The organism is Pedobacter ghigonis, from assembly GCF_903166585.1.
GTDB lineage: Bacteria > Bacteroidota > Bacteroidia > Sphingobacteriales > Sphingobacteriaceae > Pedobacter > Pedobacter ghigonis.
In genome coordinates this window covers 41,609-55,179 of record NZ_CAESCM010000016.1, presented here as the reverse complement: position 1 = coordinate 55,179, position 13,571 = coordinate 41,609, and the positions used below count along the sequence as shown (strand labels likewise).

The window sequence follows — 13,571 nt, the reverse complement described above, 5'->3', positions numbered from 1 at the left end:
CTATGGAAAAGGTAATTAAAGAAGCCGATGGTACTTTATCGGCATTGGAAAATCTGTTTTCAAATTTTAATGCACAGCAGGTTAATGAAGTACCTTTTCCCGGCAGCTGGACGGCGGGACAACTAGCCCAGCACCTGATTATGGCTAATGGTGGTTTTGTAGAGGTAATTAACGGGCCAACCACAGAAACCAATAAGCCAGCCGATATTATGGTAGAAAGGATAAAGGCTGATTTTTTGAATTTCAATACGAAATTTGATTCGCCGGAATTTATTTATCCAAAAAATAAGGATTACGACCGGACTGAATTATTGGTAAAATTAAAGCAGATCCGAAACAATGTTGCTGATGTAATTACTACACTGGATCTCACTAAAACCTGTACAACGTTCGAGCTGCCTGTTTATGGATTTTTAACCCGCCTCGAAGCCGTTTATTTTATTATTTACCATACACAACGGCATACGCAGCAGTTAAAAAATATTTATAGTAAATTAGATACTGCCGATTTTAACTAAATTTATGAGAAATCAAAAGCTTGATCTATTAAATCCATATATTGGTAAATGGCAAACAGAGGGGCGTACAAAAACGGGTGATGTAATTAGTGGCACCGATTGTTACGAATGGGTTGACGGCGGTTTCTTTTTAACACATCGGGTTGATGTGAAGTTTAATGACAAGGAAATCAGATCGCTGGAAATTACGCATTACGATGATATGGAAGACGTTTTCAGGTCGCAATCTTTTGGTAATGATGGGATTATTTCGATTGCTACACTAAAGATCATCGACGACATTATTCTAATATTCGGCGATAAGGAAAGGTTTAAAGGTAATTTTAAAACCAATACTATTGAAGGATTGTGGGAACGTTTTGATGGTAAATGCTGGATGCCCTGGATGGATATTACGCTAAAGAAGCTTGAGGCTGGATAAAATACAAAGTTATGGCAATGAAAAAGAAGCTAATTTCTGGCAAAGCCGAAGTAGATGAATATATGCTTCAATTGAATCATCCCTATAAACAGGAAGTAGAACAATTGAGAGCGATTATTGCCCAGGCAAATCCATTAATAATGGAAAGGGTGAAATGGAATTCACCAAGTTTTTATTACCTTAAAGATTTCGCTGCTTTTAATTTAAGGGCCCGAGGCTATGTGCAAATTATCTTTATTTTTTACGATGGCAACATGATCGAAGATGCCTCACTCTTGCTCGGCAGTTGGAAAGACCGGCGAGAAGCCAGATTTTATGGTATGGACGACATAAGCGCAAAAAGGCTGGCGCTTGAGCAATTGGTGAATAACTGGATAAAATTAATCAATAAACCAAATAATAATTAACCTTCCCGGTTGGGATTTAACAACAACAAAACAATGGCATCAATTAACACGTATTTAAATTTTAATGGTAACACCGAAGAAGCATTTAACTTTTATAAATCTGTTTTCGGCGGGGAGTTTGCAGTGGTACAGCGCTTTAAAGATTCGCCGGGTTGCGAAGGAATGGCTGCGGGAGATCAGGAAAAACTGATGCACATTGCATTACCGATAGGCGGAAATGTACTCATGGGAACCGATATTACCGATCCAACACCTGCATCTACTTTTGGAACCGGTATTTCTATTTCTGTTGATGCGGCTACTGAAGAAGAAGCACATCAGCTTTTTAACGGCCTATCGGCAGGTGGCACAGTAACTATGGAACTACAAAAAACATTCTGGGGTGCTCTTTTCGGCATGGCAACCGATAAATTCGGAATCCAGTGGATGGTTAACCACGATTATGATCAGAAATAATCTTTAAAGGTGAAAATAGCTGAATGGTTGATGGTTTATAGTCGATAGTTTTATGGCCATTAACCATTCATCTTTAGTCATTAATAAATAGGCCAATTACGTTGAGGGGTTGATCGACTATAGCTATTAACTATCAGCCATTAACCCATAAACCAGCTAGAGATATTAAGCAGGAGCTAACATAACCATTGACTATCAGCTATTAACTAACTAAACCAATAACTTTTAGTATTTTTAAATAAATAACCCAAAATTAAATCACTATGAAAATTGCAGTTATTGTTGTACGCGTGCTTTTAGCCGCCATGTATTTATTTGCTTCGGTAAGTTATTTTCTCAATATAATGCCAAAAGCACCAGAAATGACCCCGGCACAAACTACCTTTATGAGCGGCCTTATGGCATCGGTATATTTGTTTCCGCTACTTAAAGTTACCGAATTAATAGGTGGCTTATTGCTGCTTATCGGAAGGACAGCACCCCTGGCCGCAATCATTATTTTTCCGGTTACGCTGAATATTTTCCTGTACCACGCATTTCTGGGACCAAAAGATTTGCCTATGGTTGGTGTAATGCTCATTTTTAATATTTTCTTGTTTTACGCTTATCGCCAGAAGTATCTGCCTATCGTTTCCAAGTAAATTTTAAGGGATCTAAAACTTTCTTATACTTTTTCGCTTTATTTAGTGTTTCCTATAAGGTCAAATTATTATCTTTAAAAACTAACTAGAAAAAATATGAGAAAGTTCCCATTTTTAATGCTGCTGTTATTGGCAGTTTCATTTTCTGCTTTCGCACAAAATAAAGATGCAATTATCGGCAAATGGCTTAATCCATCAGGAGAGGGGCAAATAGAAATTTACAAAAAGGGTGATAAATACTATGGAAAGTTAGCCTGGATGAAAGAACCCAATCTAAATGGTAAACCCAAATTAGATAGTAAAAACCCTGATGAAAACCTGAAGAAACGTGCATTGTTAAATCTCGAAATCTTAAAGGATTTTGATTATGATGGCAGCAAATGGACCGATGGTACGATCTACGACCCGAAAAGCGGTAAAACATACAGCTGTAACCTAAGTTTAAAAAGTACTGATGTGCTAAACGTTAGGGGCTATGTAGGTATTTCACTTTTAGGTAGATCGGAAACTTTTAGAAGGGTTAAATAATATTTTATACATGAAAAAATTACTATGGTGCCTGTTAATGGCACCTTTTTTTTGCGCTGCACAATCGTATTCGGTAAAACCTTTGAATGAAAGTGCCAAAACCAGTTTACGGGGTTTGAGTGTGGTTTCTGATCAGGTAATTTGGGTAAGTGGAAGCAATGGCTCGGTGGGTAAAACTACAGATGGCGGTGTAACCTGGAAATGGTCAAAACCTAAAGGATACGAAAAGATCGATTTCAGGGATATCGAAGCTTTTGATAGCCAACAGGCAATTATTGTGGGTATCGCCTCGCCAGCCTATATTTTAAAAACTATTGACGGTGGCGAAACCTGGACCGAAAATTATAAAAACGTAGATTCGGCTATATTTCTGGATGGTTTAGGTTTTTGGGACAAGAATAAAGGTATTATTTTTGGCGACCCGATTAACGATAAAATGTCCTTGTTAAAAACAACCGATGCAGGTAAAACCTGGCTGGATGTTTCTGCAAACCTAAAACTTCCACTGGCTAAAGGTGAGGCTGGCTTTGCGGCCAGTGGTACAACGATTAAAACATTGCAAGGTGGTAAAACCTGGGTTGCAACGGGGGGAACAGTTTCCAATATTTACTTTTCGCCTGATTATGGACAAAGCTGGCAGGTTTTTAAATGCCCGATTTTACAGGGTGAAAATAGCACAGGTCCCTTTTCAATAGATTTTCTTAACGAAAAAACAGGTATAGTTGTAGGGGGTAATTACTTAAAAGATAAAGAAAATTCGAATAACGTGCTGTTAACCAGCGATGGTGGTAAAACCTGGCAAAAACCTGCAACACCTGTATTGGGTTTCCGCTCGGCAGTAACTTATATCAACTCAAAAACTTTAATAGCTACCGGAACTTCCGGAACTGATATCTCTACCGATGGTGGCCAAAACTGGAAACACATTTCTGATAAAAGCTTTAATGCTGTTCAGAAGGCTAAAAAAGGGAAACAGGTTATTTTAGCAGGCGAAAAAGGATCGGTTTATCAGTTGGTATTTTAGCTCGTTATTTCGACCGTAGCGCCTGCCCGTACTGGCGGGGAGAAATCTTTCACAGTAGATTTAGCTTCGCTGAGCACTGCGTGGTTCTCGATTCCGCTGCGCTTCACTCGAAATGACGGGATCTGCCGTCATTTCGACCGTAGCGGAGAAATCTTTCAAAGAAGATTTAGCTTCGCTGAGCATCGTGGTTCTCGACTTCTCTTGATCTGATAGCCATAAAAGATTTAGCTTCGCTGAGCACTTCTTGGTTCTCAGTTCCGCTGCGCTTAGGAAATCGTCATTTCGACCGTAGCGGAGAAATCTTTTCAAGGTAGATTTCTCGATTCCACTGCGCTTCACTCGAAATGACGGGTTTCGAGTGAGGTTCACTTTAATGGACACCCCCAATGGTGATCGTCATTTCGACCGTAGCGCCTGCCCGTACAGGTGGGGAGAAATCTTTTCAAGATAGATTTCTCCATCTGATAACTGTAAAAGATTTCTCGACTTCGCTGCGCTCTGCTCGAAATGACGACTACTGACTAGGCTTCACTCGAAATGACGATTTGATTAAGTAAACTGTTGTTATCTCGTTAATACCGCTAATTTATTTTTAAATAGCTCAATCGTTCTACCCCAGGCCAGTTTGGCAGCGGCCTCGTTATATCTGGTAGGCGAGGTATTGTTGTTAAAAGCGTGGTTTACTCCTTCATAGATGTAAAGTTTGTAATCTATCTTATTGTCTTTTAAAGCCTGTTCATACGCTGGGATACCGGCATTAATGCGTTCGTCTAAGCCTCCGTAATGGAGCATTACACTTGCTTTGATCTTTGAAACATCGGCTGCATTAGGCTGGGCACCGTAATAAGCCACAGCGGCTTGCAACTTCGGATTGTTAACGGCCAGTTTGTTCGCCATGCCGCCGCCCCAGCAAAAGCCCATGCAACCCACTTTACCATTACCATCTTTGCGCTGCCGTAAATAATCCAATCCTTTTAAATAATTCTGCAGGTTTTTTTCAGCATCCAGTTTGCCAATCAGCTCGCGGCCTTTATCTTCATCTGCCGGGGTTCCGCCAAATGGAGAAAGTGCATCTACACCTAAGGCAAGAAAACCTTCAGCGGCTACCCGTTTGGTTACATCAATAATGTGTGGGTTTAAACCACGGTTTTCGTGGATAACCAGTACGCAACCCAGTTTCTTTTTGCCCTTCGGTTTGGCCAAAACGGCTTTCATATCTCCATCAACACCCGGATAGCTAATGTTTTCGACTTCAATATCATCGCCTGTGAAATCGGCCGCCGCTACATAATTGTTTTCGAGCAGGGGTAAAATGGTTGCTGCTAAAGCGGTACTGCCGGCAAGAATGGCCAGCTTTTTCATGAAATCTTTTCTGTTTATCTGACTGTGGGTGTACGCATCGTACAGGTTGATTATTTTCTGGTCCATCTTGTTGGTTTTGAATAAAATACAAGATAAATAAGCCTGCCGGAATTTGAGCAAGCCTTGCCTAAAAGTTACAATACAGCGCTTCCCATTTTTTGATCAACCCAACACGTTGTTTTACATACCTGGGGGTTAAAAAGATGTTCGACCAGTCGTCGTAATTATCGTAAAAGAATTTTAAAAAGAAGATATGAAAACAAATGCCCAGGTAGGGGATGGCAGCCAATTCATCGCTGCTTAATGGCCTTACCTGCTGATAAGCCTGTAAAAAGACTTCAAAATCTTTTTCAGCCTGCTCTTTGGTGGTTAGCTGATTCACCTGGTGGAAAAAGTAATGATTCAGGAACGACATGTGGTCGTTAATCAGGAAACCCTCGCCGGCAAAATCGAAATCAAAAAAGGTAATCTTTCCCCTTTCATCAAAATGAAAATTCTTTGGGAAGAAATCGTAATGGCAATAACCTGTACTAAATTTAGCAGTATCGAAAGTTTCGAATTTTTTTACCACTTTATCTGCGAGCTGGTTCAGGTATTCGTATTCCTCTGGCATGGTTTCAAAATGTGGTGCCAAAACCCTCAGCGGTTCAAATAAAGTGGTTTCGAAGTTAAATACCGGTCGTGGGTTTTTAAGTTTTATTACCGAAGTAGTTTCGTGGAGTTTGGCCATATCTTTGCCTAACTGAATGAGTTGTTCATTTTCCAGCTCATGGATCACCATTCCTTCGGCAAAGGAGAATAAGACACCATTCCTTAGTCCTTCAATGGCATTAAATTGCTGAATTTGTTTGCCCTCGCGATCTGTAAAAGGATAGGATACCGAATTGTCGTTGGCTTTCAGTGCATTAAGAAGCTCTACTTCCGCCTCAATTTCGTTTTTTTTGCGGTGTGCATCGCGGTAAATTTTAAAGATATATTTCTGCTTATCATTTTCCAAAATGTAAGTATCACTAACATTTCTAATCAGCAGGCGGCAGGTTGTAGCATGATCAAGATCGTAGGCCTCAATTAAATAATCTTTTAAAGCAGCGGCTGATAAGGTGGAATACTGGGCGGGGAAAAAATGATGCATGAGATCGGTTTGATGAACTCAAATATAAGCATTTCAAAGATTGAGCAACTGCCTGATTAAGGGTTTATAATTTTTACCAATTGGCACCTGTTGCTGACTTTTAAGTATAATGGTATTGCCTTCAAAATAATCGACTTCCTTTTTGTTGACTATGAAAGATTTATGGATGCGAACAAAAAGGTGAGCAGGTAGCTCTTCTTCAAAACTACTCAACGTTCGGGGGGTGAGTAGAAAACTGTTCTCTTTCCAAACCTTTACATAATTGCCCAAACTTTCTAAATATTGTATCTCATCCAGCTGCAATAAAATATGCTTTTTATCTGCTTTGATCGAAATTTGCCCGTTCTGCTGTTGCGCGTTATTGGCTGGTTCAACAGGTGCACCAGATTGTTTTTTTAACTGTTGAAAGGTTAAAGCACGGTTAACAGCCATTAAAAAACGTTCTAACTTAAAAGGCTTTAACAGGTAATCGCAAACGGCAAGATCGAAACTCGCTAAGGCATATTCTTCATAAGCCGAAGTAATAATAACCTGCGGCTTATGTTGCAGGGCACGCAGAAAATCGAGTCCGTTTAATTTGGGCATTCTGATGTTGAGAAAAATCAGATCTACTTCCTGTTTGCTTAAAAAATCCAATGCCTCTGTAGCCCGGTAGCAATGTGCGGTGATCTCGATAAACGGAATATCTTTGGCATAAGCCACAATAATTTCGTGCGCGAGGGGTTCATCATCTACAACTAAGCAACGTAAACTCATGTGAATCGGAGTTTTAATTCTGCCTTAAAGATATTGCCAATCGTGCTAATATCCAAAGTATGCTTAGCCGGGTAAAGCAGTTCGAGCCTTTTGCGCAGGTTATCTATCCCAATTCCGCTATCAGGGCTGATCTCTTCAGGATCGAAAGAGTTTTCTGCACAAAAAGTTAAGCTTTGTGCGTTGCTGATTAGTGATAGTTTTAGGCGTGCTTCTCCATCAGCAGGCTCAATACCATGTTTAAAAGCATTTTCGATAAACACAATCAATAAAAGCGGGGCAATTTCAACCTGATCGTCGCTAACTTGCTTTTCAAACTCAAAATGGAGTGTTTTACGCAACCTGATTTGCTGCAATTGTATATAATCTGTAATATAATCCAGTTCCTGTGCCAGTTTAACCGTTTTTTCTTTCCCCTTATAAATGGTGTAACGCATCAGTTCCGATAACTGTAAGATGCTTTCGGGCGTTTTGTCCGATTTTTGCAGGCTCAGGGCGTACAGATTATTCAGGGTATTGAAAAAGAAATGCGGATTGAGCTGCTGTTTCAGCAAATCGAGTTCGTTTTGCGATTTCTCCTTTTCTAAAGCGAGGATAATGTTGTTCTGTTTGCCCCACTGCAAGGCCAGCACCACAGGTAAACTGATAAGCATTATAGCGAAAGCCCCAAATGCATTTTCCAGTTCAAAAGGGTTGGCTTCGAATATGCTTCTGCCAAATACGGTATTAATGGGTAAGGAAATGAGCAGTTGAGCCAGCAAGGGGTAAAGTAGCGCAACGGTAGCCGCAACGCTTAACACATAGATTAACAAGCCTTTTTCTTTCAATACCTTGGGTACAAGCCAGCGGCTGTTGATGAAAAAAAGGAGGTAACCGCACAAATACATGATTAAAAATTGGGAGAAGAAGCTCAGGAAAACTCCGAAATTGTGCAGCAATTGTCTGATATTAAATTCAAAACCAATAAGCCAGAAACCTTCCCTCTGATAAACCGGGTTGTTTAAACTCGATACGGCCATTATAGAAATGCTTAAAGCAATTAAAACGATGGAAATGAGTACAGCGTTTTCCAATCCGATTTTCTTAATCCATTTGATGTGCTGCACCTTTTTTTGATAGTACTGGTTAAGGATGAGCAAAAGTTCGAGCGCTAATGCAGCCATTGCTGTAGTAAGCTTATCCGATAAATCGAGCGGTCCGGTTTGAAACTGGCTGGCCAGTAGGGTGAAAACGGGCAGTAATATCAAAAAGCAACCGCACCAGTAAAGGATGTACTTTTTGTTGGGGAGCTTTTCTTTTAAGCGCTGTTTAAAAAACGAAAAAATAAGTACCGGCAATAAGCAAAAGCCAAGGCTTAAGATGCAGGTTGCATAAGTAAGCCAGACAGCTGTATGCTGATCGTAACAGTTGCAGATAGCTACCCACAGTAAAAGCCCCGTAAAGATGAAAAAGTCCTGGTATTTATAGCTGGGGCTGAATTTTTTTGTATTGGGCATGGTTACGATATAGAAAAGCCTGCTAAAGTTAGAAAAGGCATCGAAACCATTAAAATATTAATGACGAAGGGCTGGTTTTTGGTGATGAAAGGAGAGAAAGGCATGAAATCAGGTCTAAAGGTGAGACTCTTGTGCTTTCGTCATCACTTTCGTTGCCTTCATCACTTAAATGTGGAAATCAATTTTGGTGAGGCTAATTTGCGGCCATTCTGAAGTTAAAATTCTATGGCACGACTTAAAATACAGCAACTTACAAAAACTTATGGCAATGGCGTAAAAGCGCTTGATGAGGTGAGTTTAAATATCCCTAATGGCATGTTTGGTTTATTAGGACCAAACGGTGCCGGCAAATCGTCGCTTATGCGTACCCTGGCTACCTTGCAGCTGCCCGATAGCGGACGGATCCATTTTGATGGAAACGATGTGCTGCAAAACCCGCAGGAAATGCGCAATAAACTGGGCTACTTGCCGCAGGACTTTGGGGTTTACCCTAAGATTTCGGCTGTTGATTTATTAACGCACCTGGCTGTTTTAAAAGGACTGCCGAATACTAACGACCGCAAAGAACAGGTGCTGTCGTTATTGCAGCAAACCAATTTATTCGAGGTGAGAAAAAGATCGGTAGGAACCTTTTCGGGTGGTATGCGGCAGCGCTTCGGCATTGCACAAGCATTGTTGGGCAATCCACAATTGATTATTGTTGACGAGCCAACAGCAGGCTTAGATCCTCAGGAGCGGAACCGTTTTCACGATTTGTTAAGCGAAATAGGCAACGAAAGGGTGGTGATTCTGTCTACGCATATTGTAGAAGATGTGAACGATCTATGCCCCGAGATGGCTGTAATGGCCGATGGGAAACTGATTTTGCAGGGAAAACCAGCTGAACTAACGAAGAACCTGGATGGGAAAATCTGGCGTAAGGTGATTACCAAAGCTGAGCTGGAGCGCTATTCGCTTGATTTCGATGTGATTTCGACCCGGATTATTGCCGGCCGGTTAAATGTTTTTGTATTATCGGCTCAGCTACCTGCCACCGGGTTTGAGCCGGTTTATCCCGGCCTGGAAGAAGTTTACTTTACAGCTTTATTTGGGATAAAAGGTAAAAGGGAGGCTGTGATATGATTGGAGCATTACTGAAATTTGAGCTGAAGTATCATTTTAACCAGATGGCCTTCAAAATAGGGGCAATCCTGTTTCTGGTTTTGGGCATTGTTTGCGTAGCCAAGGGAGGTTTTGGTACCGATGAGGTACACAAGAACTCTCCTTATGTAATTACCAATATCATAGCCTTACTCTCCTTGTTTTCTATATTTTCGAGCACACTTTTTAGTGCCAATGTAGTGCTTAGAGATGCCATGTACAAAATGGAATCGGTAATATTTACCACTGCCATTGCCAGGCCTGCTTATTTTGTGGTGCGGCTTTTAGGTTTACTTATAGCGGTTTTTACCTTGCTGCTCCTGGTGGCCATTGGCATTTTTATCGGTACCTTTTTTGTTGATTCCGATCAGCTGGGTGCTTTTAATATTGGCTATTTTTTGCATGCGCTTTTAGTATTTGCTTTACCAAATGTGTTTTTTTCGGCTGGCGCACTGTATTGTACCAGCCTGTTAACCAAAAATGTACGGGCCATTTACGTAGTGGGTGTGCTGATTTACATTTTGTACATGCTGGCTTCTATATTTGGAAACTCGCCCTTACTGGCTACCTCTGCCTTAAAAGGCACAACACCCGATGCTTTGCCTATTCTATTAGATCCATTTGGGCTGGCTTCGTTTTTCGGTGAAACCCGAACTTGGACAAGTGCACAGCGTAATGGGCAAGTCTTTCCCTTAACAGGCTTATTTCTGCTGAACAGGTTATTGTGGCTTACTTTTTCAGCTATACTGATGTGGCTAACGTATCGCATTTTTAACTTCAGGGTGCAGGGGCAAAAACAGGCAAAACAGCAAACAATCCCAGCGGTAAAAATTTCGCCAATTCCTTTTAAACATTTAGAGGTTAAGCCGAAAGGTTTGGCTTATCAACTGGCCACTTTAAATACACAGTTTAAGCTCGAAATGATCACCCTGTTTAAAAACATTCCGGTTATGGTGATGCTTTTACTTTGGGTATTTCTTTTCGCAGTAGAACTGAAAGACGAACTATTTAGCGGCGTGTACGGTATTCACAGTTACCCGGCAACAGGAATTATAGTAGAAGAAATACGATCCATTAAATTCGCATTAATCCTGATTATCTTTTATGCTGCAGAAAGTGTAGCCCGCGAGAAATCGATGGGTATCCAGTCGTTAATTTATAGCACCCCGGTGCGCAGTTCGGTAATGTGGGCTGCCAAAAGCATGAGTCTTTTTGTGTTGGTTTTTATCCTTGTTTCTTTAAATATTGGTATCGGCATTACCTTACAGCTAAGTCACGGTTATTTCCATATCGAATTGCCCTTATACCTTTCTTTATATTATTACAGTGCATTTCCCTTATTACTTTTTGTAGTGCTTATTGTGTTTATCCAAAATTTGAGTGGCAATAAATATGTGGGCATGATGTTGAGCATGGTTACCGTTTTTATCATGCTTTACGCCGATCGTTTCGGGCTGGAACACTTCCTTTTCCGTTTTGCAACTGTGCCAGATTTGCTGCATTCGTACTTTAACGGGTTTGGATATTATGCAACTGCATTTAGCTGGTATATGTTGTATTGGTCGGCATTTGTAACCATTATTGCATTGTCAACCATTGGAATGTGGCAAAATAAGGTCGAGACGAAGGCTAAAAACAGATTGAAGTCGATTGGTTTAGTGCTTAGGCAGCATAAGTGGATTGCGATTTTTGCCTTGCTAACCTGGATTTCTGCTGGTGCATATAGCTATTATCAAAGCAATGTGGTTGGCAGGTATCAGAATGCCAAAACCTGGTTAAACTGGCAACTGGCTTACGAGCAGCAATACAAAGCGCTGGTCAATATGCCGCAACCTGTTATTAAATCGGTTAAAACCATTGTCGATTTATACCCGGATGAAGGCAAGTACACCGTTAATGGTACTTACCGCTTAAAAAATGAAACCGGGAAAGCAATTTCGAAAATATGGATTAGCCTGAACCCCCAGGTAAACTTGTTTGCTGTTGATATTGCCGGAGCGAAGAAAAGTAAGGTAGATGAAAAATTTAAACAACAGTTTCTGACTTTAAACAGTCCTTTGTTGCCGGGCGATACCATTAAGATGAGTTTTGTCCTCACCGTTTTTAAAACAGGATTTATCCCCTTCGATAAAGAAAATTCGATAGTAAAGAATGGTAGCTACATTGAACTGGAGAAACTTGTACCACATCTGGGCTACAGTTATAATTTTGAAAGCGATGATAAGCGCGCCCGCAAACAATATGGCTTGACAGAAAAACCCGTTGAGCCAACGTTTAGCAGGAGCTACGAACTGATTGATTTTGAAACAACCATTTCTACCAATCACGACCAGCAGGTGCTTACAGTTGGTGAAATACAAAAAAGCTGGCTTGCCGATAACCGGCGCTATTTCAGTTATAAAACAGCCATGCCTGTTAATTTCATGTTTGCGTTAAGTTCGGCACGATATGAAGTTAGAAAGGAGCAGTACAAAGGTGTTGCCTTAAGTATTTATTATCAGCAGGGACAGGAATATAACCTGAGGCAAATGTTTAAGGGAATCAAAGATGCACTGGATTACGGAAATGCACATTTTGCAAAGTACCCCTTAAAGCAACTTACCCTTGCCGAAATTCCACAATACAAGGGAGCTGCAACGGCTTATCCGGGGATTATATTTAGTGCAGAGAACATTAATTTTCTGGGCAATTTTAGTCAGCGGGGTACGATAGATCACAGTTATGCCATTGCTGCACACGAAACCGCGCACCAATGGTGGGCCAATAAACTGGCTCCTTTTGATGGGCCTGGCTATGCCATGCTTACCGAGTCGCTGGCTAAATACACCGAAAATGTACTGATGGAAAAAGCTTTTGGTAAAATGTACCTGCAGCAATACCTGGATTACGATAACCGCCTCTATTTCTTAAACCGCAACAATACCGAAAAAGAATTGCCACTGGCAAAAACACTGAATCAGGCTTATGTCAATTACCAGAAGGGCGGTATAAACATGTACGCGGTTAAGGAGTTAATGGGCGAACAGAAATTCAATGCAGTATTGAAGCAGTTGATTGCTGATCATGCCGATCCAAAACCAAAAGCTTCGGCTACTGATCTGGTTAATGCCTTGTTAAAAGAAGCTTCGCCTGTACAAAAGAAATTTATCGACGATTGTTTCAACCAGGTGGTAACTTATGATCTTGGCTTGAAAGTACAACAATGCACTTTGCTTAAAAACGGGAAGTATCAACTCGAACTTTTGGTAAATGCCGAGCGTTTAAGTACTGGCCCAAAACAATTGCCTGATCTGGAAGTTGAAATTGGTTGTTTTAATCAACCGGAGCAAGATTGGACGGTAGAAACCAAGCCTTTTGCGCTGCAGAAGTATCACATTAACCAAAATCAAACCAGGCTAACCCTGGTTGTCGACCGTAAACCTAAAACAGTAGCTATTGATCCTTACCGGTATTTGCTTGATGCAGATAAAAGTGATCATGCGGTGGAGGTGAAGTAATACAGGATTCAGCCAGCTGTTAGATAGAAACTCCGTCCGTAGTGTTAAGCGCAGCCTCACTACGGATTAGGGAAAGAATGAGTTTTTAAACTCAATAAAAACGAGTCAGAGACTCTTTTCTATTCATCATCCGTAGCGCCCTTCGGAACTCTACGGACAGGTTGGGAAGTAAACAGGATTCAGCTGGCTGTCAGAT

Annotated in this window: 13 protein-coding genes; 9 read left to right on the top strand and 4 right to left on the bottom strand. The window is 40.9% G+C overall.

The genetic code is table 11. The features are described from left to right. Nucleotides 1-2: 2 nt before the first annotated feature. The 7 genes from HWV58_RS20185 to HWV58_RS20155 all read left to right on the top strand — a co-directional run bounded on the left by HWV58_RS20185 (nt 3) and on the right by HWV58_RS20155 (nt 3,995). Nucleotides 3-518 carry a DinB family protein gene (locus tag HWV58_RS20185; protein ID WP_175635818.1) on the top strand — a complete coding sequence of 172 codons (516 nt, stop codon included), beginning with the start codon at nt 3-5 and terminating at the stop codon, nt 516-518. 4 nt (nt 519-522) lie between these two features. Continuing rightward, nucleotides 523-939 carry a hypothetical protein gene (locus HWV58_RS20180; RefSeq protein ID WP_175635817.1) on the top strand — a complete coding sequence of 139 codons (417 nt, stop codon included), beginning with the start codon at nt 523-525 and terminating at the stop codon, nt 937-939. 17 nt (nt 940-956) lie between these two features. Beyond that, nucleotides 957-1,346 (top strand): DUF1801 domain-containing protein, encoded by a 390-nt coding sequence (locus tag HWV58_RS20175; protein WP_235972781.1) that lies wholly within the window; start codon nt 957-959, stop codon nt 1,344-1,346. Nucleotides 1,347-1,379: 33 nt separating this feature from the next. Beyond that, nucleotides 1,380-1,802 (top strand): VOC family protein, encoded by a 423-nt coding sequence (locus HWV58_RS20170; RefSeq protein ID WP_175635815.1) that lies wholly within the window; start codon nt 1,380-1,382, stop codon nt 1,800-1,802. A gap of 263 nt (nt 1,803-2,065) precedes the next feature. Next, nucleotides 2,066-2,443, top strand: coding sequence for a DoxX family membrane protein (locus tag HWV58_RS20165; protein ID WP_175635814.1), 378 nt, complete (start codon nt 2,066-2,068; stop codon nt 2,441-2,443). Between the two features lie 96 nt (nt 2,444-2,539). Beyond that, nucleotides 2,540-2,971, top strand: coding sequence for a DUF2147 domain-containing protein (locus tag HWV58_RS20160; protein WP_175635813.1), 432 nt, complete (start codon nt 2,540-2,542; stop codon nt 2,969-2,971). 10 nt (nt 2,972-2,981) lie between these two features. Beyond that, entirely contained in the window at nt 2,982-3,995 is a 1,014-nt protein-coding gene (locus HWV58_RS20155; RefSeq protein WP_175635812.1) for a WD40/YVTN/BNR-like repeat-containing protein, read from the top strand. Between the two features lie 564 nt (nt 3,996-4,559). Here the strand turns inward: HWV58_RS20155 and HWV58_RS20150 are convergent. From HWV58_RS20150 to HWV58_RS20135, 4 genes are all read right to left on the bottom strand, one after another. Continuing rightward, the gene (locus HWV58_RS20150) at nt 4,560-5,423 is read right to left on the bottom strand and encodes a dienelactone hydrolase family protein (protein WP_175635811.1); all 864 of its coding nucleotides are present in this window, start codon (nt 5,421-5,423) and stop codon (nt 4,560-4,562) included. Nucleotides 5,424-5,484: 61 nt separating this feature from the next. After that, nucleotides 5,485-6,489, bottom strand: coding sequence for a phosphotransferase enzyme family protein (locus tag HWV58_RS20145; protein WP_175635810.1), 1,005 nt, complete (start codon nt 6,487-6,489; stop codon nt 5,485-5,487). Between the two features lie 33 nt (nt 6,490-6,522). Further along, complete coding sequence (locus tag HWV58_RS20140; protein WP_175635809.1) at nt 6,523-7,245, bottom strand: LytR/AlgR family response regulator transcription factor; 723 nt, start codon at nt 7,243-7,245, stop codon at nt 6,523-6,525. Further along, on the bottom strand, nt 7,242-8,738 hold the full coding sequence (locus HWV58_RS20135; RefSeq protein ID WP_175635808.1) for a sensor histidine kinase: 1,497 nt from the start codon (nt 8,736-8,738) through the stop codon (nt 7,242-7,244). The genes HWV58_RS20140 and HWV58_RS20135 overlap by 4 nt, the downstream gene beginning before the upstream one ends. A gap of 225 nt (nt 8,739-8,963) precedes the next feature. On the opposite strand from HWV58_RS20135, the gene HWV58_RS20130 reads away from it, so the two are divergent. Beyond that, nucleotides 8,964-9,860 (top strand): ABC transporter ATP-binding protein, encoded by an 897-nt coding sequence (locus tag HWV58_RS20130; protein ID WP_175635807.1) that lies wholly within the window; start codon nt 8,964-8,966, stop codon nt 9,858-9,860. After that, nucleotides 9,857-13,375, top strand: coding sequence for an ABC transporter permease/M1 family aminopeptidase (locus HWV58_RS20125; protein WP_175635806.1), 3,519 nt, complete (start codon nt 9,857-9,859; stop codon nt 13,373-13,375). Before HWV58_RS20130 ends, HWV58_RS20125 begins: the two co-directional genes overlap by 4 nt. Nucleotides 13,376-13,571 lie beyond the last annotated feature (196 nt).